Below are 25639 nucleotides of genomic sequence, written 5' to 3'. Positions count from 1 at the left end.
CCCGCCCGTCCAAAAAGGACGGGCGGGACGCCCATCCCACTTTCAAGAGTGGAAGTTATTTAATTCTCATTCCTTACACAACCATACTATACATAACATAGCGCAAATAGTGCGGAGTAGGCACAGGAACTAATTTAGGATTAGCGATCGCACGTCATGCGATTTGAAATTTGAGATTTGAGATTTAAGATTTGAGATTGCTCGCACGGATGAGTCCGGGGGTGGCGATCGGGATGCGGAGCTTTTTTCAAAGGTACACAGATAAATCCGGGGACTTGTGACCAAGTAGATTTCTGCCAAATAATAATTGATAAACATTGGGAAAAAATTACAGTTAATTCTGTCCCTACCGAGGATGCAGAGTTGGCGATCGCTATCTTTGTCAAATAATAAAATACAATGGAATAGAAGGTTTTAATTTAACTGTTTTATAATAAAGGGTCAACGAGTTATGGATGCGATCGCAAATTTGTCAGGTTATCAGATTACAGAGCAACTTTATGCAGGTACACGTACCCTAGTTTATCGAGGCATCCGTACCCGCGATCAATACCCAGTCGTCATCAAACTGCTGCGAAATGAATACCCCATCTTCAACGAAATCGTCCAGTTTCGCAACCAATATACCATTGCCAAAAATCTCGACTTCCCTCACATCGTCAAACCCTTGACGCTGGAAGTATACCAAAATAGCTATGCCCTCGTAATGGAGGACTTTGGCGGAGTCTCCCTATCTACTTATCTAAAAACAGCAACAAATCACACCCAACCATCTCCAGCTTTACGTTTAACCGAATTTCTCCAAATCGCCATACCACTAACAGACATTATTCACTATCTATACCAAAACCGAGTCATTCACAAAGATATTAAACCCGCTAATATTCTCATTAAGCCAGACACCAAAGAAATTCAACTAATTGACTTTAGTATTGCATCCCTCCTACCACGAGAAACCCCTGAAATTCAGAATCCCAATATTTTAGAAGGAACATTAGCCTATCTCTCCCCCGAACAAACAGGACGGATGAATCGAGGCATTGACTATCGTAGTGATTTTTATTCCCTGGGTGTGACATTTTATGAATTGTTAACAGGACAGTTGCCATTTGTCTCAGATGATCCGATGAAATTGGTGCATTGTCACCTCGCTAAACACTCGATACCGAGCCATCAAATAAATCCAGAAGTTCCCCTAATTTTATCTAAAATTGTCAGTAAGCTGATGGCGAAAAATGCCGAAGACCGCTATCAAAGTGCATTGGGCATCAAGCACGATTTAGAAAATTGTTTATTTCAGTTACAACAAACAGCCTATATTGAATATTTTGAACTAGGAAATCGAGATATTAGCGATCGCTTTACTATCCCTGAAAAGCTCTACGGTAGAGAAAAAGAAGTTGATAAACTATTAGCTGCATTTGAGCGAGTCAGCTTGGGAGCAACGGAAATGATGCTAGTAGCTGGTTTTTCGGGAATTGGGAAAACCGCCGTTGTCAATGAAGTTCATAAACCCATTGTCCGTCAGCGTGGTTATTTTATCAAAGGCAAATACGATCAATTTCAACGCAACATTCCCTTCAGTGCCTTTGTGCAAGCCTTCCGCAACTTAATGAGTCAATTGCTATCCGAATCAGATACCCAACTGCAAACATGGAAAACCCAGATTTTAGCAGCAGTGGGAGATAACGGACAAGTTTTGATTGACGTGATTCCTGAGTTAGAACGCATAATTGGCGCTCAACTTCCTGCAACAGAATTGTCAGGAAGTGCCTCCCAAAATCGCTTTAATCTGCTCATGCAGAAATTCGTGCAAGTTTTTACAAGCATTGAACATCCTTTAGTGATGTTTTTGGATGACTTGCAATGGGCGGATTCAGCTTCCCTGAATTTGCTACAATTATTGATGATGGATACAGGATATTTATTAATATTGGGGGCATATCGAGATAATGAAGTTTGGCCCGTGCATCCATTTATCTTAAGAGTGAATCAGATAGTTAAAACGGGGGCAACAGTGAATACAATTACTTTGGAACCGTTAAGCGAACTAGATATGAATTTGTTGGTGGCGGATACGATGAATTGCAAATCATCACTTGCCCAACCTTTGACAAGATTAGTCTATCAAAAAACTCAGGGGAATCCTTTCTTTGCAACTCAGTTTCTCAAGACATTGCATGACGAGCAGCTAATTAGCTTTAACTGGGAGATTCGGCATTGGCAGTGTGATATGGCCCCAGTGAAAGCCTTAGCTATCACTGATGATGTCGTTGAATTCATGGCGTTGCAATTGCAGAAGCTGCCCAAAGGAACTCAGTATGTTCTCACCTTAGCTGCTTGTATAGGATCGCAGTTTGATTTGAATACGTTAGTAATTGTCAGTGAGAAATCTGCTGGAGTGCTGGCTACCGCTTTATGGAAAGCATTGCAGGAAGGTTTAGTTATTCCCACAACCAAAATCTATAAGTTCTTTACCGAATCGGATAGTGATGAAATTTTCGAGGCTGCAGCTAATCCAACTTATCGATTTTTACACGATCGCGTCCAGCAAGCCGCATATTCACTCATTCCAGATTCACGGAAAAAACCAACGCATCTCAAAATCGGACAATTACTCCAGCAAAATTGTTCAAAAATAGAGCAAGAAGAAAAACTGTTTGATATTGTCGGACATTTGAATCGAGGAATTGAGTTAATTCCCCAACCGAGCGAACGAGAAGGATTAGCTAAACTGAACTTAGAAGCCGGTTGTAAAGCCAGAAATTCTACCGCCTACACAACAGCTAGAGTTTATCTGCAAACAGGGATTGATCTACTAACAGCCGACTGTTGGCAAAGCCAGTATGAATTAACCCTGAAACTCTATGTTGCTGCTGCTGAAGCAGCCTATTTGAATGCTGACTTTGACAGCATGGAAGAGATTGCAGCACAAGTTTTGCAAGCAGCCCAGACAATCTTAGACAAAATCAAAATTTACGAAATTCAAATCGCTGCCCAGACAGCACAAAGCAAGTCACTAGAAGCCATTGCAGTAGCAAGAGATGCACTCTTCCAATTGGGGATTGAACTACCCAGTGCACCTGACGAAGCCTTGATTAGCCAAGCGCTACAAGCTGTTGCTAGCCAACTCCAAGGTAGACGGATTGAAGACCTAGCTAATCTGCCGATGATAACTGATGCCAAGGCTCAGGCTGCCATGCCACTGTTAGGAACGTTATATTCTCCCATCTTTCTGGGAATGCCCGGTTTGCTGCCCCTACTTAGCTCCAAGATGGTGAGTTTATCGCTCTCCTTTGGGAACACGCCAGCATCGACGGTGGGGTATGGCATTCACGGACTGGTGTTGTGTGCCTTTTTGGGAGAGGTGGAAACGGGGTATGCCTTTGGTAAATTGGCACTTTCATTGCTGGATAGGTTCAATGTCCGGGAATTCAAGTCCATGATTCTGAATCTATTTGGAGCCTTTATTCAGCATCGCAAAGAAGCAATGAGGGCTGTGATGCTGACGACGAAAGATAGCTATACGGCTGGCATGGAAACTGGCGATTTTCTAAGCGCTGGCTACAGCATGGTCACTTACAGCTATATGAACTTTTTCAGTGGAGTAGAACTGAGCAATTTGGAATCAGAAATAACAAGTTACAGCGCCGCCTTGGCTCAGGTAAAGCAATATTCGGCTCAGATTTATGTAGATATGGTGCGGCAGACGGTGAATAACTTAAAGGAAGTTGAGATTCTGTCGGATTGCTTAATCGGCCTAGCCTACGATGAAACAGTGATGATTCCCAAGCATAATCAGGATTATGAATTCACTGCCATCGCCGAGGTTTATATCTACAAACTGTTGCTTGCTTACTGCTTTGGTAACTACAAAGAGGCGAGCAATTACGTTAGCCAAGCCCAGCCCTATTTGATAGCAGTACCAGGATGTATTTTTATTCCCATTTTCCATTTCTATGCAGCCCTGACGCACTTGGCGCTTTTACCCACACAGCCAGAAATTGAGCAAGCTGATATTTTGGCATCTGTGGAAATCCATCAAACGACTCTGCACCAGTGGGCGCAAAATGCTCCCATGAATCATCTGCATAAGTGGTATTTAGTTGAAGCAGAAAGGCAGCGGGTTTTGGGTTACAAGGCAGATGCACTGGAAATGTACGATCGCGCGATCTCCCTCGCTAAAGAAAATCTCTTCCTCAACGAAGAAGCCCTCGCCAACGAACTCGCCGCCAAATTCTACCTAAAATGGGGCAAAGAAAAAGTAGCTCAAGCCTACATGATTGAAGCATATTATTGTTATGCCCGCTGGGGAGCTAAAGCCAAAATTGACGATTTGGAAAAACGTTATCCTCGCCTACTCGGTATTATCATTCAGCAAGCTCAAGCCTTTAGTTCATTAAAGGAAACGATCGCCCGCGGCACAATTACTTATAATACCAACTCTTCTAGCAGCAACTCTGAATTTCTCGATTTGCCTACTCTGATCAAAGCCTCTCAAGCCATTTCTGGGGAGATTGAACTAGATAAACTCCTGACTACTCTCCTAAAAATAGCGATCGCGAATGCTGGCGCCACTAAGTGTGTCTTATTGCTCAAACAAAAACAGTATTTACAGGTAGTGGCGCTTGTAGCAGAGGGACAGGAACCTGAGCTATTACCATCAATACCTCTAGAATCAAGTCAGGATGTAGCAATTAGTTTGGTTAACACTGTCAAGCGTAGTTTGAAACCTTTGGTAATAGTTGATGCTAGGGTAAGTTCCCAGGTTGGGAGCGATCGCTATATTGAACAGCACCAGCCGATCAGTGTTCTTTGTATTCCAATTCTTAATCAAGGGCAGTTGATAGGAGTTTTTTACCTGGAAAATAACCTGACGGTTGGGGCCTTTACGAGCGATCGCATTGAAGTGCTAAATTTGCTAGCTTCTCAAGCTGCTATTTCCTTAGAAAATGCCCGTTTGTATCAAGAATCTCAACAAGCATTCACAGCTCTCAAGCAGGCACAATTAACAATTGTTCAAAGCGAAAAAATGTCAGCATTGGGAAACTTAGTGGCTGGCGTGGCTCACGAAATTAATAATCCCGTTGGTTTTCTGGGGGGTAATATTCAACCAGCCTTAGATTATATCAAAGATTTGTTTGGATTGCTCGATTTGTATGAACAAAAATATCCCCAACTCGATCCAGAGATTCGAGAGGAAATCGAGAACATCGATCTGGAATACATCCGGGAAGATTTACCGAAATTAGTAGGTTCGATGCGGGAAGGCGTGAAGCGGATTCGGGATATTAGTACCAGTCTAAGGACATTCTCCCGTGCCGATACTAACTATCCCGTAGCTTGCAATATCCACGATGGCATCGATAGCACCATTATGATCCTGAAACATCGCCTCAAGGCTAACGAAACTCGTCCAGAAATTCAAGTGATTAGGGAATACGGTAATTTGCCACCCGTGGAGTGTTATGCCGGACAGTTGAATCAAGTATTTATGAATTTGTTAGGTAATGCGATCGATGCTTTGGAGGAATCAAATCAAGGACGGAATTATGCAGAAATCGTCAACCAAATTATAATTAAAACCGACATTCTTTGGGATCAAAAGCAAGCGATACTTTGCATTAAAGATAACGGTTTCGGCATGAGTGAAGCAGTGCGAGAGAAGATTTTTGATGAGTTATTTACTACCAAGGAAGTAGGAAAAGGCACGGGGTTGGGATTGGCGATCGCACGGCAGATTGTAGTTGAGAAACACAGCGGTACAATCGAGGTAAATTCTGTATTGGGAGAAGGGACGGAGTTTAGAATTTTATTGCCGATGAAAGGATAAGCATATCTTGATAGATCGCCATCTTTATCCTCAAAATAGAAAAAAATAAAAGCGGTAGAGTTGGTATGCTGGGGATTTCGCACGCAGTTCTATTTTTCTCAGACTTGACGAATAAAAGTGTATACTTAGTGGCAAGAGTCAATGTCTGAGATGGAGTAATCCAGATGAATGCAGTAGTGGATTTAACGAACCGAATTTCGGGATATCATCTGGGCGATCAATTATACTGCGGTTCGAGAACCCTAGTTTATCGAGCCATCCGAGAAACAGATCAGCTTCCGGTTGTCATTAAACTATTAAATCGAGACTATCCCAGCTTCAGCGAACTGCTGCAATTCCGCAACCAGTACACCATCGCCAAAAACCTAAGTCTGCCCGGAGTCGTTGAACCCTACAATTTGGAATCCTATCGCCACAGCTATGCCCTAGTAATGGAGGATTTTGGCGGTATTTCTCTGCGAGACTACGCCCAAGAGCACTCGCTGACTCTAGCAGAAGTATTGGAAATTGCCATTCAAATAACTGACATCCTTGACGCACTATACCGAAACCGAGTCATCCACAAAGATATTAAGCCAGCTAACATCCTAATACATCCCGAAACTAAACAAATTAAACTCATAGACTTTAGCATCGCCTCCTTACTGCCAAGAGAAACTCAAGAAATTCAAAATCCCAACGTTTTAGAAGGAACCCTCGCCTATATTTCTCCCGAACAAACTGGACGAATGAACCGAGGTATCGACTACCGCACTGACTTTTATTCTCTGGGGGTCACATTTTACGAATTGCTGACAGGAAAACTGCCATTTGAATGTGAAGATCCGATGGAGTTGGTTCACTGCCATATTGCCAAACAACCTCCGGCAATAAACAGCAAAGAAATCCCGCAGGTGGTTTCGGATATTGTCATGAAGCTGATGGCAAAAAATGCCGAAAAACGCTATCAAAGTGCCTTGGGGTTGAAACATGACTTAGAACGATGTTTGCAGCAGTGCCAAGAAACTGGAAAGATTGAAACTTTTGAGTTAGGAATGCGGGATGTCTGCGATCGCTTCCTGATTCCTGAAAAGCTTTATGGTCGTGAAACTGAAGTAAAAACCCTGTTGAGTGCCTTCGATCGCGTGGCAAGTGGCACATCCGAATTAATGCTAGTCGCTGGGTTCTCCGGGATTGGAAAAACGGCTGTCGTCAACGAGGTACATAAACCGATTGTCCGGCAGCGGGGCTATTTCATCAAAGGCAAATTCGACCAGTTTAACCGCAACATTCCCTTCTCGGCATTTGTCCAGGCATTCCGCGATTTTATGGCACAATTACTCAGTGAAAGTGATGCCAAACTCAAGGCGTGGAAAAATAAGATTTTAGAAGCGGTTGGGGAAAACGGACAAGTAATTATTGAAATCATCCCCGAATTAGAAAAAATTATTGGTCAACAGCCAGCCGCCCTTGAATTATCAGGAACTGCCGCCCAAAATCGCTTTAATTTATTATTTCAAAAATTTACTAAAGTCTTTACCAGCTTAGAACATCCATTCGTAATGTTTTTAGATGATTTGCAATGGGCCGATTCAGCATCACTAAAGTTAATGCAGGTCTTAATGGGTGATACAGGTCATCTTTTATTAATTGGTGCGTATCGTGATAACGAAGTCCACCCAGCGCATCCATTAATGTTGACTTTGAGTGAGATTCAAAAAACACCAGCAACGATTAATAGGATTACTTTAGCAGCACTCAATAAAGTCACAGTAAATCAATTAGTTGCTGATACCCTTAAATGTACTGAAAGTTTGGCATGGACTCTTTCTGGATTAATTTATCAAAAAACTCAAGGAAATCCGTTTTTTGCTACTCAATTTATCAAGGCATTACATCAAGATGAATTGATTTATTTTAACTGGGAAGAGGGTTGTTGGCAATGTGATATTGCACAAGTAAATCAGCTTGTTTTTACAGATGATATTGTTAGCTTTATGGCCTTGCAATTAGAAAAATTGCCTACCTCAACTCAACAGGTGTTACAGCTAGCAGCTTGTATTGGAAATCAGTTTGATTTGGCTACTTTGGCGATGGTTTCTGAACAATCCCAAACCGAAGTGGCTGCAAGTTTATGGAAAGCCTTGCAGGAAGGTTTGATTTTAGCCCAAAGTGAAGTTTATAAGTTTTATGTTGGGGAAGAATATCAATTACTTGACCCAGAAAATTCTGAGATTGTTGCATATAGATTTTTACATGACCGGGTGCAACAAGCGGCATACTCCCTAATCCCCGCCGATGAAAAACAAACCGTTCACCTGAAGATTGGACAGTTAATCCTGAGTAACACCCTCGAAAGCAACCGGGAAGAACGCATTTTTGAAATCGTCAGTCAACTTAATGTTGCGGCTGAATCAATCGCCCAATCCGCAGAACGTCAAAGATTGGCGCAATTTAATTTGATTGCAAGTCGCAAGGCAAAAGCAGCGATCGCCTATACTGCCGCCTGCAAATATGCCGAAGTGGGCATTGGGTTACTCACTCAAAACAGTTGGCAGCATCAGTATGAGTTGACGCTAGCACTCTATCAAGTCGCCACAGAAACCGCCTATCTGAGCGGTGATTTAGAGAAAATGGCAGCCAATGCCCGCCTTGTCCTGAAGCACGCCAAAAGTCCATTAGATCAAATCAGCGTTTATGAAGTGAAGATTGAGGCATTCACGGCTCAAGGTCATTTTACTCAAGCGATCGCGGCGGCACTTGCCATCTTAAAGCAATTGGGAGTGGGACTGCCTGCAGCCCCTACCCAGGAAGATGTGGCGGCTGCCTTTAGTACCGTCTCCGATGCGATTGGAGAGCGTTTACCTGGTGAGTTACTCAACCTCAGCGAAGCAAGGGATGTGAACATCTTGGCTGCGGCTCGAATTTTGACATCGGCAGCACCGGGCGCTTATCTTTCTCAGCCACTGTTGTATTTACTGGTGATTTTAAAAAAGGTTTATCTGTCCGTCGTGTATGGCAATGAGTCAACCTCGACCTTTTGTTATGCCTCTTATGGGATATTGATGTGTGGTGTGTTGGGAAACGTTGAATTAGGTTATGAATTCGGTCAGTTAGCTCTCGACCTGCTATCACGTTATCCCAATTCCGAATTAAAGGGGAAAACTTTATCACTCGTCTATCTGTACACAAGGCATTGGAAAATGCACCTGCGTGAGACATTACACCCCTTGCAGATGACCTATTGTAGTTGTTTAGATGTAGGCGATTTGGCTTTCGCGGGCTACTCTGCCTATAACTACGGTTTTTACTCCTATTTTGCAGGGCAGAATTTAACGCAACTGGAGTCGGAAGTTGCCGGATATTGTGAATCGCTCAAGCACCTCAAGCAAAATCTAACTCTGACTTATTCCCAGTTGAATCGACAAATTCTGCTGAATTTAATGGGGGATGCAGATAACGTGGTGGTGTTGAGCGGTGCAGCGTACAATGAACAGCATCAACTTCCATTACATGAAACAACGGGCGATCGCACCGGATTAGCATTGCTGTGGATTAACAAACTGATTGTGTCCTATCTGTTTTCAGAGTTTGAAGAAGCTGTAGAACAGGCTGGGCAGGCAAGACAGTATTTGGATGCTGTCCTTGCTTTTTTATATGTACCAATCTTTCATTTTTATGAGTCTTTAGTCCAGTTAGCATGGTTTGGCCAATTTTCCGATCCAGAAGAGCAGCAAATGAAAGAATGCGTCGCTGCTAACCAAGAAAAACTCAAATACTGGGCAACTTATGCGCCGATGAATTTTTTGCACAAATTTCATTTAGTCGAGGCGGAACGAGAGCGAGTACAAGGTAATAAAGCTGAGGCCTTAGAGTTATACGATCGCGCGATCGCAGGAGCCAAAGAAAACGAATACCTCCAAGAAGAAGCGTTAGCAAACGAATTAGCTGCAAAATTCTACCTAGATTGGGGAAAAGAAAAAGTTGCCGCCAGCTATATGCAGGAATCATATTACTGTTATGCCCGTTGGGGAGCTAAAGCCAAAGTTGAACACCTAGAACAAAGCTATCCCCAATTACTTCATCCCATCCTGAATCAGCCGAAACTTCGCTTTAATCCTCTAGAGACGTTGGTAACGATTAGCCAGTCTTCGCACACTTCCACCACCAGCAGCACCAGTATTTCCGATGCCCTTGATTTCGCATCTATTGTGCAAGCTGCTCAAGCTTTATCGAGTAAAATTCATATTGATGAATTACTCGATACCCTCAATCAAATTATTTTGAAAACTTCTGGCGCAGAAACTTGTGCTTTGCTACTCCCCCATCGGGATGAATGGCAAATCCGGGCCATAACTCACATCAATCCAGATAATGAGTTACCCACAACCTTACTGCAAACCCAATCTATCGATGGCTCGGAGATGATTCCGCTCAAGCTGGTTTATTATGTCAAACACACCCTGGAAACTGTGGTTATTGAAGGTGGCAAGACGGATATTCCGGGTTTAATGAATGACTGTACGCTCCAGTATCACTCTCAGAGTATGCTATGTACTCCGATTATCGATCGCGGGAACTTAGTTGCGATACTTTATCTCGAACATAGCTCGACGAAAGGAGTGTTTACTCGCGATCGTCTCCTCATCCTCAACTTCCTCTGCACTCAGGCTGCCATTTCCCTAGAAAATGCGCGATTGTATCAGCAAGCGCAAGACTACGCCCACCAGGTTGAACAATCACAACTACAATTAGTGCAGAGCGAAAAAATGTCGGCTTTGGGCAATTTAGTGGCCGGGGTTGCCCATGAAATTAATAATCCCGTGGGATTTATTTCTGGCAATATTCATGAAGCGATCGCCGCCGTCAAAGATATTACAGAATACTTGCAGCTATATCAAGAAAAATTTCCCAGTCCCGGTGAGGAGATTGAAGAAAAAGCTGAAGAGATCGATATCGAATATCTTTTAGAAGATTTACCAAAAATGTTGCATTCTATGCAAGTCGGGTGCGATCGCATTCAAGGTATCAGCACCAGTCTTCGTACCTTCTCCCGAACAGACAAAGATTACAAAGTTTCTTTCAATATTCATGACGGAATTAACAGTACGATTTTGATTCTCAAACACAGATTGAAAGCGAACGAACAGCGTCCAGCGATTGAAGTTGTGAAAGAGTACGGGAACTTGCCATCTGTCGATTGCTTCCCCGGACAACTAAATCAGGTGTTTATGAATATATTGGCAAATGCCATTGATGCACTGGAAGAATCTAATCGGGAACCGAGTTTAGATAAGATTAAAACCCCAGCCCATTGCATCACGATTCGGACAGAAAGACAGTCTTCTGAGTGGGTGAGTATTCGCATTTATGACAACGGAACAGGCATAGCAGATGAGATAAAATGTCATATTTTTGACCACTTATTTACAACTAAAGGTGTGGGTAAAGGCACGGGGTTAGGATTGGCGATCGCACGGCAGATTGTAGTTGAGAAACACGGCGGTACAATCGAGGTAAATTCTGTATTGGGAGAAGGGACGGAGTTTACAATTTTATTGCCTACAAACGGATGAAGTTAATTATGCGATCGCCGCCTTTAACCCTTACACATAGAGGCGCACATTAATTTTTAGCAGTCACTATTTGAGATGAGGAGAGCCAAAATGAATGCAGGTATAGATTTAACCAGTCCAATTGCCGGATACCGTCTAATCGAGCAACTGTACAGTGGTTCTAAAACCTTGGTTTACCGAGCTTTTCGAGAAATCGATCTGCTTCCCGTTGTCATTAAACTATTCAATAGAGACTATCCCAGTTTCAGCGAACTGCTGCAATTTCGCAACCAGTATACCATCGCAAAAAATTTACGTCTGCCGGGAGTCGTTGAACCTTACTGTCTGGAATCCTACCACCACAGCTATGCCCTAGTGATGGAGGATTTTGGCGGCATTTCTCTATGGCAATACGCCCAAGATAGATGCCGAAGACGGCTCGGTGAAGCACCTACGCTGACTTTAGCAGAAATATTGGAAATTGCCATTCAAATAACTGACATCCTTGACGGACTATACCGAAACCGAGTCATCCACAAAGATATTAAGCCAGCTAACATCCTAATACATCCCGAAACTAAACAAATTAAACTCATAGACTTTAGCATCGCCTCCTTACTGCCAAGAGAAACTCAAGAAATTCAAAATCCCAACGTTTTAGAAGGAACCCTCGCCTATATTTCTCCCGAACAAACTGGACGAATGAACCGAGGTATCGACTACCGCACTGACTTTTATTCTCTGGGGGTCACATTTTACGAATTGCTGACAGGAAAACTGCCATTTGAATGTGAAGATCCGATGGAGTTGGTTCACTGCCATATTGCCAAACAACCTCCGGCAATAAACAGCAAAGAAATCCCGCAGGTGGTTTCGGATATTGTCATGAAGCTGATGGCAAAAAATGCCGAAAAACGCTATCAAAGTGCCTTGGGGTTGAAACATGACTTAGAACGATGTTTGCAGCAGTGCCAAGAAACTGGAAAGATTGAAACTTTTGAGTTAGGAATGCGGGATGTCTGCGATCGCTTCCTGATTCCCGACAAAATCTATGGACGAGAAACCGAAGTAACAACGCTCATACAAGCCTTTGAAAGAGTCAGCAAAGGTGCAACAGAAATAATGCTCGTTGCGGGTTTTTCAGGAATTGGCAAAACTGCCGTTGTCAACGAAGTTCATAAACCCATTGTGCGGGAACGGGGTTATTTTATTAAAGGAAAATACGATCAATTTCATCGCAACATTCCCTTCAGCGCCTTTGTGCAAGCATTCCGCGATTTAATTGGGCAATTGCTATCCGAATCAGATTGGCAATTAGAAACATGGAAAAGCCAGATATTAACTGCATTAGGAGACAATGGACAAGTCTTAATTGACGTAATTCCTGAGTTAGAAAATATTATCGGTAAACAGCCAGCCGCCCTTGAATTATCGGGAACTGCCGCCCAAAATCGCTTTAATCTCCTATTGCCCAAATTTGTGCAAGTATTTACCAGTAAAGAACATCCATTAGTCATGTTTTTAGATGACTTGCAATGGGCAGATTCCGCATCACTTAACTTGCTGAACTTATTGATGCAAGAGGCTGGGTATCTATTAATATTAGGTGCTTATCGAGATAATGAAGTCTCCCCCGTACATCCATTTATTTTAACAGTGGATGAAATTGTTAAAACTGGGGCAACGGTGAATACAATTACTTTGCCACCCTTAAGGGAACCTGATATGAATCAGTTAGTGGCAGATACACTGAATTGTGAATTATCCCTAGCCGCTCCTTTAACAAAATTAGTGTTTCAAAAAACTCAAGGTAATCCTTTTTTTGCGACTCAGTTTATCAAAGCATTACATGATGACAAGTTAATTAGCTTTGATTGCAAAAATCAATATTGGCAATGCGATATTGCCCAAGTGAAAGCCTTAGCAATTACGGATAATGTGGTTGAATTCATGGCATTGCAATTACAGAAATTGCCCCGAGAAACTCAGGATAGTCTCAAACTAGCGGCTTGTATTGGGGCGCAGTTTGATTTGAATACCTTAGCAATTGTCAGTGAGAAATCTGCCGACAGTAGCGCCACAGCTTTATGGAAAGCCTTGCAAGAAGGTTTGGTAATTCCTACTACCGAAATTTATAAGTTCTATACCCAATCTGATAGTGAAGAAGTTTTCAATGATTCCGCCAATCCGACTTATCGATTTTTACACGATCGGGTCCAACAAGCGGCTTATTCATTGATTCCTGACGAGCAAAAACAGCAGACTCATTACCATATTGGGAAACTACTCCAACAAAACTTATCAGAAATAGAAAAAGAGGAAAAGCTGTTTGATATTGTCGGGCATTTGAATTTAGGAATTGAGTTCATGACTCAAGCTGAGGAACGGGAAGCCTTAGCCAGATTGAACTTAGCAGCCGGACAGAAAGCCAGAAATTCTACAGCCTATACAAGCGCCAGAAGTTTTGTGAAAACAGGGCTGGAGTTACTCACTGAAAACTGTTGGGAAACTCAGTATGAATTAACCCTGAATCTTTATGTGGCTGCGGCTGAGAATGCTTACTTAAATGCCGATTTTAATGGCATGGAAGAAATGGCAGCTCAGGTTTTGCGATCGGCCAAAACAATACTAGATAAAGTCAAGATATTTGAGATTCAAATCAACGCACTGACAACTCAGAGTCAGATGTTAGAAGCGATCGCGATCGGCACTAATGCCCTAGCACAATTGGGGATTGAACTCCCCTATGAAACTGACGAAGCCTTGACACGCATTGCATTACAAAACCTTGCCAACCAACTGGAGGGCAAACAGATTGAGGAACTGGTTAACCTTCCCGTGATGAGCGATCCTCGGACAATCGCGGCGATGCAATTGTTAGGCATCTTGTTTCCGGCTATTTTTATGGGAAATCCTGCCTTGCAGCCTCTGCTTTGTGCCACAATGGTCAGTCTATCACTTGAATTTGGCAATACACCAGCATCAACAATCGGGTATGTGGGTTATGGCATTGTGCTGTCTGGTTTTTTATCAGAAGTAGAGAAAGGTTATCGCTTTGGGCGAGTAGCACTGAGCTTACTCAATCAGTTGAATTGGCCAGAATTTAAATGTATCACTTTACTTTGGTTTGGCTGTTTTATTCAGCATCGTCAAGAACCACTGAGGGCAGGAATCCCAACTGCGAAAGAAGGCTATTTAGTCGGAATGGAAACAGGTGATTTTCTGAATGCTGGTTACTGCGTCAGTAGTTATTTATATAATAATTTTTTTTCGGGAGTAGAGCTTGATGATTGGCACGCAGAAATAGAAAATTACTGTGTTGTCTTAGCGACTGTGAAGCAATATTCTCCTATGGTTTACCTGAAGCTGGCACAACAGGCGGTGCATAACTTGAGCGAAATTGTCAAGCAACCGGATTTGTTAATCGGTGAGGCTTATGATGAAAAGGTGATGTTTCCTCAGCACAATCAGAATAGTGAGCTTACTGCACTCGCTCTTGCCTATAACTACAAACTAATGCTTGCCTATCTCTTTGGCAATTACACCAACGCCCTAGACTACATTGCCCAAGCAAGCCTTTATTTGAAGGTAGCGGCAGCAATGATTCATACTCCGGTTTTCCATTTCTATGCAGGGTTAACCTACTTGGCACTCTGCTCTAGGCAGTCAGAAATTGAGCAAGGGAACACTCTCGCTTTGGCAGAAACCCATCAAACCACTCTGGCTCAATGGGCAAACCCTGCCCCGATGAATCACCAACATAAAGTTAACTTAGTAGAAGCAGAAAAATGCCGAGTTTTAGGCAAGAATTACGAAGCTGGAGATTGGTACGATCGCGCCATTTCAGGAGCCAAAGAAAATGGTTATATCCAAGAGGAAGCTTTAGGCAACGAACTAGCTGCAAAATTCTACTTAGATTGGGGGAAAGAAAAAGTTTCACAATCTTACATGATTGAGGCGTATTACTGTTATTCTCGTTGGGGTGCAAAGGCTAAAGTCGCTTATTTAGAACAACACTATCCACAACTACTGAAAGCTATTCTTCAACCTACTAAATTTGTCATCCCCTCTGGAAAAACCATCAACCAGACCAGGATGGGAAGCCTAACTAGCGTCAGTAGTAGCGAGAATTTATGGTTAGATTTTCCAGCAGTAATGAGGGCGGCACAAGCCATTTCACAAGAAATTGAATTAGAGAAACTATTAGCCACTTTGATGCAGATTACGCTCGCGAATGGGGGAGCACAAATCGGTTGTTTAGTTCTTCTCCAAGACTGCCAATGGTTAGTCGTCGCTCAAGCCGTTGAAAAGCAGACAAAAATATTAGAAATTCCTCTGGAACAATATCAGGAAATTCCTCATAGTTTGATTTATGCGGTGGCACGAACTCAAGCGACGGCTGTTTTTGACAACTTAAGTACAGCCTACCAATTTGCAGGCGATCGCTATATTATCGCTCATCAACCTCAATCAGTTTTATGTACTCCAATTATTCGGCAAGGAAAACTCGTCGGTATTGTGTACTTAGAAAATAACTTAACAGTGGGAGCATTTACTAATGAGCGAGTAGAAATTCTCCAGATGCTCTCAGCTCAAGCGGCGAATTCTATTGATAATGCTCGTTTATATAAACAAATAGAGAAATATTCCCAAAGCTTAGAAGCAGAAGTAGCGCAAAAAACGGAAGATTTAAGGCAAAAAGCTTTTGATTTAGAGCAAGCCTTTAAAAACTTACAACAAACCCAAGCACAATTAATTCAGAGCGAAAAAATGTCATCTCTGGGTCAACTGGTAGCTGGGATTGCTCACGAAATCAACAATCCAGTAACATTTATTCGTAGTAATGTTGGACATATAGAGGATTATGTCAAAGATTTGCTTATTTTACTTAATATTTATCAACAAGAGTATCCTGAAGCCAGTAAAGTAATTAAAGCGAAAATAGAAGAAATGGATTTAGAATTTATCTGGGAAGATTCAATTAAAATTCTGCAATCTATGAAAGCAGGGAGCGATCGCATTAGCCAAATTATCCTGAGTTTGCGTAACTTTTCCCGCTTAGATGAAGCCGACATGAAAGCAGTAGATTTACATACCGGAATTGAAAGCACTTTGCTAATTTTACAAACTCGCTTAAGACTGAGCGATGGCCAATCAGAAATACAAGTTATTAAAGAGTATGGAAATCTGCCCAAGGTCATTTGTTATGCTAGTGAGATAAATCAAGTATTTCTGAGTATTATCAGTAACGCTATTGATGCTCTTCAATCAATTGATACAACAGACAAAAGTCCTGCCATCACGATTCAGACTGAAGTTATAGAAAAAGACAGGGTTACAATTAAAATAACTGATAATGGTGCCGGTATTCCGGCGAATATTCAATCCCGAATATTCGATCCCTTTTTTACAACTAAACCAGTGGGTAGCGGTACTGGTTTGGGTTTATCTGTTAGCTATGGTATTGTCAAAAAACATGGGGGAAAATTAACCTGTAATTCGAGAGTTGGAGATGGTACAGAGTTAGCGATCGAGATTCCTATCAGGTATATTAGAACCTAAAGAAGCTTCTTAGGAATGAGAATTAAATAACTTCCACTCTTGAAAGTGGGAGGGGCGTCCCGCCCGTCCACTCATGACGGGCGGGACGCCCATCCCACAATAACAATTAAAATTGTAAGTTATTTAATTCGCGATCCTTACTCCTACACCCGTTGGGAGGTCAAACAAAAAATATTCGATCATTTATTGACGACGAAAGCGGTAGGGAAAGGAACGGGATTAGGATTGGCGCACGGCTGATTGTAGTTGAGAAACACTTTAGTATGCTAGAAGTCAACTCAACTTTAGATCGCGAATTAAATAATTTACACTCTTGAAAGTGGGTTGGGCGTCCCGCCCACCCTTTCTGGACGGGCGGGACGCCCATCCCACAAGAACCATCACGCATTCTAAGTTATTTAATTCTCATTCCTTAGATCGCGGTACAGAATTTATAATTTCACTGCCATGTTGAACATTACCTGGGTAATTTATAGCCAATTTTGGGATTTTTATTGAAAATTGAAAGTTTTTTACACCCGACTTTACAATTTATAGTGAGGGATAACTTCTGCCAAAGTCTTGATACTTCCGTCGGGCTAATTCATAAAGGAATCTCGATCGCAAATTCCGTACCTTCTCCTACGGTGGAACGGCAGCTCAAGGCTCCGGCGTGTTTTTCCGCGACAATTCGGTAACTGATGGCTAACCCTAAACCAGTGCCTTTTCCCATCGGTTTTGTCGTGAAAAACGGGTCAAATAATCTGCTCCGCACGTCTTCTGTCATGCCGATCGCATTATCGGAAATGCGAATACAAATACTATTTTCGTTCAGGGCTTCTGTGCGAATGCTAATAGTTGGTTCCCAATCGTCGCCGCCGGCTGCCGCTCGCCTTTTTTGGTTGCAAGCATCTTCCAATGCGTCAATACTGTTGCTCAGCAGGTTCATAAATACCTGATTTAGCTGACCTGCATAACATTCTATTAAGGGGAGTTTACCGTAATCTTTGATTACTTTAATTTCTGGATAGTCGCCTCTGGCGCGCAGTTTGTTGTGTAAAATTAGCAGCGTATTGTCTATCCCTTCATGAACGTTGGTAGGCTTTTTTACTGAGTCGTCTAAACGCGAGAAATTTCGCAAGCTCAGAACTATTTCGCGAATGCGATCGGCTCCCATTTTCATCGAAGATAATATTTTCAGTAAATCTTCTCTCAGAAATTCTAAATCGATATTGTCAATACATTCTTGAACTTCTACCAGCGGCTGAGGATAGTGTTTTTGGTAAAGTTCCACAAGCTGCAACAAGTCTCGGATATATTGGCTGGCGTAGGAAATATTGCCGTAGATAAAACTGACAGGGTTATTAATTTCGTGAGCTACTCCAGCTACCATTTGACCGAGACTTGACATTTTTTCGGTATGAATTAGGTGAGCTTGAGTTTCTCGGAGTTCTTTGAGAGCGATTTCTAGCTGCTGGGCTCTGTTGTTGGCGATCGCCTCGGAGAGGCGCAAAGCATCCTCCGCTGCTTTGCGCTCTGTGATGTCAAAAATGGCGCCGTTGAGGGATAAAACTTTACCGTCTGCGTTGAAAAGGGCTTGACCTTTCTCTGCAACCCACCGCACATTTCCGTCGCAGTGAATTAGGCGATATTCGATGATGTAAGGTTGTTTTGTCTTAATAGCCCGATCGATAATTGTCTCGATTTGCTCCACGTCATCGGGATGAACTATACTCGGAAAAGCCTGCACCGGTTTTTGCATAAAGTTAGCTGCCGGATAGCCGGAAATAGCTTCGATGCCACTGCTGATAAAAGTTACGCTCGATCGCCCCGCAGCACTGCAGCGGTAAACCGCACCGGGAATGCTAGAAACTAATGACCTAAATTCTTCTTCCCTTTCTCGCAAAGCTGCCTCAATCCGCTTGCGTTCGCTAATGTCACGAGCAAACGCACACTGATATTCTTTGCCGTTAAATTCCAAATGGTTGATGGTAATTTCTACGGGAAAAATGCGACCGTACTTAGTGAGGTGGTGAACTTCAATATTAACCGAACCGCAGCGTTTTAAGACTTTCCAGTGCAAACTCCAAGCAGTTTGGGGAAAATCTGGATTGATGTCGTGCACGGTCATCGAGAGCAATTCTGCGGCAGAATATCCTAATGAAGTGCAAGCAGCGTCGTTGACGTACAAAAATTTACCGTCGGGCCCGATCCAGAATATCGCATCTGCCGATCGGTCGATCGCAAATTGAGTCAGTTGCAACTTTTCCTCAACCCGCTGGCGATCGGCAATTTCTTTTTCTAACTGTTCATTAAGCGAATTGAGAGCTAAAGTGCGATCGACAATAGTATCTAAAGGGTAAATATCGAGCAATTGTTTTGCCAATTCTCCTTTCTCGATATCATGTTCGGGCTGATTTTGTTCTACCTTTTTTAAAGACATTTGTTGAAATTTTTCTTTTTGATTGAAACCAGACTCGGCAAGTGCTTTCGGCATGAGGGCGAGGGCAGTTGCGGCTAAAAGCAAAGAAATCAAAGCACTTGCTGCTTTGAGAGTTATCAACAGCCAATATATGGAATGCCAAAGCGTCCAAACTTCCGTCAATTTAGCCGCGCTCCAGGCAAAAAAAACAATGGCAAACAGCCGGAAAATCTTGCGCTGAGAACCTTGGCGGGTAAAATAAACTAACGATAGGGCGATCGAGCAATAAGCCAGTGCCGTCAGCGAGTCAAAAACAGCGTACAATCGCAACTCCGGCACCAGGTTGCAGGCGAGTCTAGAAGATACAGCAAGTGTGGAAAAAAAAATTGTTAATTGTTCTTGCATAAAGTTCAAGAAAAAAATTATCTGTACCAATGCAAATCGGATCAAATCTAATTATTTGATTTCGGCTAGTGAAATATTTACATAATTATATACTTTTTTCATTTTTTATGAAACAGCTATTTTTTCAGGAAATGTCAAAACTGTCGAGGTGGGGCCCTGGGAACGAAGTTTTTCCCAAGCATGAGCCATGCCGAGCGTCACGGCTCGCAACGTAAGCATTGCTCCCTGTGACGGAATACATAGGTTTGCCTACTGATTGCTTCAGAAACATTTAAATAGTTAACGATCGCTATTAAATTTTCTTTGAGATTACTTAAGCAGTGAGCCAGGGGTTTTTAACCCCTGGCTCACAGATGGACTAACAGACTTTTAAGGCAAAGAAAATCTCAATTTTTCCGCTGGAAATCCACAATTAAGCACCGCCCAGCGCCCAATGCACCAAAGTCCGAACACCAAAACCAGTAGCCCCAGGGCCATTATAGCCATTTTCTTTGTCAGTCCAAACCGGGCCGGCAATATCTAAATGCGCCCATGCAGTATCCTTTACAAACTGCTTCAAAAATAGCGCCGCCGTAATCGAACCGCCGGGACGTGGGCCAGTATTTTTCATGTCGGCGTGCAATGCTTTCAACCCCTCAAAATACTTCTCTTCCATCGGCATCCGCCAAAATTTTTCGCCGGCCAATTCTGAGGCGGCGACTATTTCGGCGGCGACGCTATCTTGAGGACTCCACAAACCCGCGATATCGTCGCCTAAAGCAATTACGCAGGCCCCGGTTAGAGTTGCTAAATCTACTATTGCGTCAACTCCCAATTTATCAGCAAATACCAAAGCATCAGCCAGGGTTAAACGACCTTCAGCGTCGGTATTGTTGACTTCAATTGTTTTGCCGTTGGAAGCTGTAAGAATGTCTCCAGGGCGCATGGCGCGGCCGCTGATCATGTTTTCTGTGACGGCGCTGATAAAGTGAACTTCCACATCGGGTTTGATGTGACCGATCGCCTTTGCCGCTCCCAAAGTAGCCGCAGCGCCGCCCATATCTACTTTCATCATTTCAATGCCGCTGCCCGCACCTTTGATGTTCAAACCCCCAGAATCAAAGGTCAATCCTTTGCCGACAATTGCTATTTTGCGACGCGGTGTGCCTTCGGGTTTGTAAGTTAAGTGGATGAATTTAGGCGGCAAATCAGACGCTAGTGCTACGCCTAGAAAGGCTCCCATTCCAAGTTTTTCGCAGTCTTCTCGCTCCAATATTTCTAATTCTAAACCGCATTCGGCAGCTAGACTTTGAGCAGTTTCTGCCATGGTAATCGGGGTGACAAAATTGGCCGGCGCTGCGACTAATTCCCGTGCTAAAATGACTCCGGCAGTGATTTGGCGGGCGCGGGCGATCGCACTTTCGGTACCTGCAAAACCGAGCAAATGAATTTGTTCGAGTTGCGGGCTTTTGTCTTCCTGTTCCGATTTGAAACGGTTGTCTTGATTCAAGGAGAGTTCTACACCTTCGGCGATGGCGCTTGCTGTAGAATCCGGCGCGTTTTTCCACACCGGAAAGCTAATTCCGAGGGTTTTGCATTTCTCTTTTTTGGCTAACTTGGCGCAAACGCCTGCAGCTTGCCGCACGGTGTCTAATTTTAAGTCCTCTGTTTTGCCCAAACCGACGATCGCAATTTTGCGAATGGGATTATTGCCGCCGACGCGGGTGATGGCGCTCGTGCCCACTTTGCCCTTAAAATCTACTTCCAGTAGCAGCTCTTTCAAAGTGCCTGCAAGCTTTTCATCTAATTGTGCCAGCTCGCCGGTGAGTTCCAAGCCGTCCTCAAATAGACCAATTGCCAGGGCGTCTCCTGTCCAAACAGAGCGGGGCGTATCGGTGACTAGAAATTCCATGTTTTGATTTACACTTTAGATTTTAGATTTTTGATTGTACTTTGTACTTGGTGGTTTGTGGTTTTTCCTTGGTGCGGGCAAATAGATCGATCGCACAAATTCTCCGCTCCACATCAAAATAAATTCTGCTACTATATCAGCCAAGTCCGCCTGCGATCGGATCTTCCACCAATCTCAATCATCTGTTTGGGGGTATGCTGTCCGTTTTTGCCCCACTCTTAACATTTATTTCTCGTTGAACAGGCATCCTGCCTGTGATGGCGTGGAACACCCATCCTGCCTGTGATAGCTCTTGACAAACGATCGGTTCTCTATATCTTATTCTCTTAAATTTTCCCATGCTAAAACGACGCCGGGCCCGATTTTCTGTTTTAATCAGCGTTTCAGTTTGCGTTATTGCGATCGGCTCTTTGGTTGCTGCGATGAAATGGATGGGTTTGGGCTCATCCCAGAAGGCCGAGCAGCCCCTGGAGGCAGCCAATTCCGAATCGTCCGTCAAGATGCTGGTGTCGCTGTCACCGAGCGAGCGATCGGCAAAATTAGTTGAACTCGCAACCAGTCAGTCTGCAAGTACAAACCCACAGCAGCAAATCTCCCCTCAAAGCCGCGCCCGCTACCTGCTTGCCAGCGATTTAATCCAGCAAGGAAATGCGGCTAAAGCATTAAAGTTATTAGACAAATTAGAGCAAGAATATCCGGTTTTGGCTGCTCACATTGCCCTGAAAAGGGCGCAAGCCTACCAATTAAGCGGCGACAAAGGCAAAACTAAAAAAGCTTGGGAGGAACTGCTCAAAAACTATCCGAGCGACCCGGTAGCAGCGGAAGCTTTATATGTTTTAGGCAAGTCAAAACCGGAATATTGGCAACAGGCAATTACTGAATTTCCCGCTCATCCCCGCAGCGTAGAAATTGCTCTCGGCAAGTTAAAAGAAAATCCCAATCAGCCCCAGTTAATGCTGCTAGTAGCAAAACACGGTCATTATGTCAAAGATTACGGGACAATTGTGGAACAACTGGTGCAGCGAAACAGCGGCGGTTTGAAACCGGAAGATTGGGAAGAAATTGCCTTTGGCTATTGGGAAAAACAAGATTATGGCAAAGGAGCTATTGCTTACGGGAAAGCTCCCCGCAACGCCAAAAATCTTTACCGCAAAGCTCGCGGTTTGTGGCTCGACGGAAAAATCCCGGAATCGAGAATTGCCTATCAAGAATTAGTGCGCGATTTTCCCGATGCCGAAGATACTGGTTTGGGTTTAATTCGGCTGTCGCGGCTGAGCGAACCGAAAGAAGCGATCGTTTTGCTCGATCGAGTTATTAGCAAATTCCCCAATCATGCCCCCGAAGCTTTGTTAGATAAATCCCAACTTCTCGACAAAGCACGCAGTGGTCAATCCGCCTCAGATACCCGGAAGTTGCTCTTGACAAAATACAATAATTCTGATAAAGCAGGCGAATTGCGGTGGACGATCGCCCAACAGTTTGCCAAAGGCGGAGATTTAAAATCAGCTTGGCAGTGGGCCAGAGAATTAACCACCCATAATCCCGACAGCGAACAAGCTCCAGAAGCAGCATTTTGGGTCGGGAAATGGGCACAGCAACTCGGTCGGCAACAAGACGCCAAGACTGCATTTGAGTACACTATATTACGCTATCCAGAATCATATTTTGCGTGGCGATCGGCTGTACTTCTCGGCTGGCCCGTCGGCGACTTTACCACAGTCCGAGATTTGTCTCCCAATGTAGTGCGGCCGCCTCAGCGTCCCGAACCAATGGCAGGTTCTCCTGCCTTGAAAGAACTCTATCAATTAGGTCAAGATAGAGATGCTTGGACGCTGTGGCAAATAGAATTTATCGACCGCGTAGAACCCAGTATTGCCGAACAGTTTACCGACGGTTTAATGCGAGTTGCAGTCGGAGACAATTTAGACGGTTTGTGGATGGTTGGTAGTTTGCGGCAGCGCGATAAACCAGATGATAGAACCCAATACCTCGAACTCAGACAGCAACCGATTTATTGGCAAGCACTTTATCCTTTTCCTTACTTAGAAACCATTGTCAAATGGTCGCAAGATCGCAAAATAAATCCAGTATTAGTAACAGCATTAATCCGGCAAGAATCGCGATTTATGCCCGCTATTAAATCATCAGTTGGCGCCACAGGTTTAATGCAAGTAATGCCGGAAACAGCAGCTTGGGTTGCTGGACAAATCAGCCTCAAAAAGTATTCATTGGAGAATGTGGACGACAACGTTAAACTCGGTACGTGGTACTTGGATCACACTCACGACGAGTACAAGAATAACTCGATGTTAGCTGTGGCGAGTTATAATGCCGGGCCAACTGCAGTAGCAGATTGGTTGAAGAGGTTTAGTTTTAGTGACCCGGATGCTTTTGCGGAAAAGATTCCGTTTCCTGAAACCAAAGGATACGTAAAATCGGTGTTTGAGAATTACTGGAATTATCTGCGGATTTACAATCCAGAAGTTAATCAGTTAATGAGTGAGCATTATGCGGCTGCTCAGAAAAAAGCAAAGCCTTAGTAAATTGGTTTAAGCAAGCTTTCAGGAACGGGCTCTCCGGCCCGTTCCACAAACAAATTTATTTTGTGTATTGATTTTGTGGGGAGTAGGGGTTGGGCTTCTAGCCCGCCCTAAAAAGATGACAATGGCATCAGGAACAGGCAAGATGCCTGTTCCACCATCAAATTTATTTTGTGTATTTATTGATTGGGGAGTGGGCTTCTGGCCCGGAACAGGCATCTTGCCTGTTCCACAAACAAATTTATTGGTTGTATTCGTTGTGGGGAGTAGGGGGTGGGCTTCTAGCCCGCCCCTACCAATATTCCAGAAATTGAAATTATGAAATGATAAAATAAATCAGCGGCATCCCAAGGAATCGCGAGTAGAAATCCCTGTTTGAGAATTAATACCGCTGGCTTTTGTGCACAATTCTTTAACTTGTGATCCGTCCATAATTGCATCAGTAAAGTCAGCGCCGGTAATATCAGCCCCCTCAAAAGTAGAACGCAGCAAAATTGTTTCTGCTAAAATTGCATCACTTAAATCGGCCTTAGTAAATTTAACTTGATCAATCATTGCATTAGTTAAATTTGCTCCATGCAAATTTGCCTGAGTCATCACCGAAGCGCTCATAATTGCTCCCCGCAAATCGGCATTAGAAAAATTAGTCAAGTCCATATTAGCGTTAGAAAACTCAGCGGCCCGCAGCATTTGACCAGAAAAATCGCGTCTTGTCAGTTCGGCGTTGCTAAAGGACAAGGGCGGAGCGTAATATTTAGATTGAGCTTGGGCTGGCCGCGGCAGGATGAAGATAGTTAGCGCGAATAGGAATGCTGCTAGTTGCCGGAGTTTCATAATTCTGATATTCTCGCAAGGTGGGTATTTCGTAGTGTATCCCGAACTTTGGTCGATCGACTAAACAGTTAAAATCTGAATTAATAGTGATGGAGATGGACAAAAAGATATGCTAAGTTTTTTCTTAACTTGGATAGTAGCAGCGGTTTCGCTGATCATTACCGCTAACATTGTACCAGGTATGGCGGTGGTTAGCTTTCCGGCGGCGATGCTGGCTGCTGTTGTTATCGGATTGGTGAACGCGGTTGTCAGACCGATTCTTACATTGATGACGCTTCCTTTGACCATTATTACTTTAGGTTTGTTTTTATTCGTTGTCAATGCAATTTCGCTTTCCCTGGCTTCCTGGTTAGCGAGTGTGTTCAGTATCGGCTTTGTGGTTAACGGTTTTTGGCCGGCTTTGGTGGGTTCCATTGTGTTGTCATTCGTTTCTGGGTTGATTGGTCGATTTGTGAATGCCAATACTTTGTCTCAGTAGTACATTATCCCAGATACTCCAGATATTCGATCGGGCAAACTGCAACGGCTACTGTTACCGCAGAACCCGCCCTAACCCCTCCTTGTGAAAGGGGGGGATTTTTGCTGCGAAATATTTGTTTAGGGACTAAAAGCCTTTGCTGGGCAGGCAAGATGCCCTCC

At 43.5% G+C, this 25639-nt stretch carries 9 protein-coding genes; 6 read left to right on the top strand and 3 right to left on the bottom strand.

Annotated features, from left to right (window positions below):
• Positions 1–451: 451 nt before the first annotated feature.
• From QUB20_RS02385 to QUB20_RS02375, 3 genes are all read left to right on the top strand, one after another.
• A complete protein-coding gene (locus tag QUB20_RS02385; protein ID WP_333242714.1) occupies positions 452–5833 on the top strand; it encodes an AAA family ATPase in 5382 nt (1793 codons plus the stop codon).
• A 164-nt stretch (positions 5834–5997) separates the two neighbouring features.
• The gene (locus tag QUB20_RS02380) at positions 5998–11388 is read left to right on the top strand and encodes an AAA family ATPase (protein WP_333242717.1); all 5391 of its coding nucleotides are present in this window, start codon (positions 5998–6000) and stop codon (positions 11386–11388) included.
• A 90-nt stretch (positions 11389–11478) separates the two neighbouring features.
• On the top strand, positions 11479–16929 hold the full coding sequence (locus tag QUB20_RS02375; protein WP_333242720.1) for an AAA family ATPase: 5451 nt from the start codon (positions 11479–11481) through the stop codon (positions 16927–16929).
• 583 nt (positions 16930–17512) lie between these two features.
• On the opposite strand, the gene QUB20_RS02370 is transcribed toward QUB20_RS02375, so the two are convergent.
• Together QUB20_RS02370 and QUB20_RS02365 are read right to left on the bottom strand one after the other, a co-directional pair.
• Positions 17513–19735 carry a PAS domain S-box protein gene (locus QUB20_RS02370; RefSeq protein WP_333242723.1) on the bottom strand — a complete coding sequence of 741 codons (2223 nt, stop codon included), beginning with the start codon at positions 19733–19735 and terminating at the stop codon, positions 17513–17515.
• Positions 19736–20147: 412 nt separating this feature from the next.
• A complete protein-coding gene (locus tag QUB20_RS02365) occupies positions 20148–21626 on the bottom strand; it encodes a leucyl aminopeptidase (protein WP_333236832.1) in 1479 nt (492 codons plus the stop codon).
• Positions 21627–21964: 338 nt separating this feature from the next.
• Here QUB20_RS02365 and QUB20_RS02360 point away from each other — a divergent pair, with 338 nt between their 5' ends.
• Together QUB20_RS02360 and QUB20_RS02355 are read left to right on the top strand one after the other, a co-directional pair.
• Entirely contained in the window at positions 21965–24166 is a 2202-nt protein-coding gene (locus tag QUB20_RS02360; protein WP_333242726.1) for a transglycosylase SLT domain-containing protein, read from the top strand.
• Positions 24167–24311: 145 nt separating this feature from the next.
• Positions 24312–24488: a hypothetical protein gene (locus QUB20_RS02355; protein WP_333291128.1), complete on the top strand. Its 177-nt coding sequence runs from the start codon at positions 24312–24314 to the stop codon at positions 24486–24488.
• Between the two features lie 14 nt (positions 24489–24502).
• Here QUB20_RS02355 and QUB20_RS02350 read toward each other — a convergent pair whose 3' ends face one another.
• Positions 24503–25000: a pentapeptide repeat-containing protein gene (locus QUB20_RS02350; protein WP_333242729.1), complete on the bottom strand. Its 498-nt coding sequence runs from the start codon at positions 24998–25000 to the stop codon at positions 24503–24505.
• 109 nt (positions 25001–25109) lie between these two features.
• Between QUB20_RS02350 and QUB20_RS02345 the strand changes: the two genes are divergently transcribed.
• Positions 25110–25478, top strand: coding sequence for a phage holin family protein (locus QUB20_RS02345; RefSeq protein WP_333056376.1), 369 nt, complete (start codon positions 25110–25112; stop codon positions 25476–25478).
• Positions 25479–25639: the final 161 nt, after the last annotated feature.

Source organism: Microcoleus sp. B4-C2 (genome assembly GCF_036705265.1).
Lineage (GTDB): Bacteria > Cyanobacteriota > Cyanobacteriia > Cyanobacteriales > Microcoleaceae > Microcoleus.
Note: the sequence above shows the minus strand (reverse complement) of the source record. Positions and strands in the feature narration are given on the sequence as shown.

Excerpts from the sequence above, each read along its gene's own strand:
- QUB20_RS02355 (WP_333291128.1), top strand. The coding sequence starts at position 24,312 with ATGCCTGTTCCACCATCAAATTTATTTTGTGTATTTATTGATTGGGGA.
- QUB20_RS02380 (WP_333242717.1), top strand. The coding sequence starts at position 5,998 with ATGAATGCAGTAGTGGATTTAACGAACCGAATTTCGGGATATCATCTG.
- QUB20_RS02365 (WP_333236832.1), bottom strand. The coding sequence starts at position 21,626 with ATGGAATTTCTAGTCACCGATACGCCCCGCTCTGTTTGGACAGGAGAC.
- QUB20_RS02360 (WP_333242726.1), top strand. The coding sequence starts at position 21,965 with ATGCTAAAACGACGCCGGGCCCGATTTTCTGTTTTAATCAGCGTTTCA.
- QUB20_RS02345 (WP_333056376.1), top strand. The coding sequence starts at position 25,110 with ATGCTAAGTTTTTTCTTAACTTGGATAGTAGCAGCGGTTTCGCTGATC.
- QUB20_RS02370 (WP_333242723.1), bottom strand. The coding sequence starts at position 19,735 with ATGCAAGAACAATTAACAATTTTTTTTTCCACACTTGCTGTATCTTCT.
- QUB20_RS02375 (WP_333242720.1), top strand. The coding sequence starts at position 11,479 with ATGAATGCAGGTATAGATTTAACCAGTCCAATTGCCGGATACCGTCTA.
- QUB20_RS02385 (WP_333242714.1), top strand. The coding sequence starts at position 452 with ATGGATGCGATCGCAAATTTGTCAGGTTATCAGATTACAGAGCAACTT.
- QUB20_RS02350 (WP_333242729.1), bottom strand. The coding sequence starts at position 25,000 with ATGAAACTCCGGCAACTAGCAGCATTCCTATTCGCGCTAACTATCTTC.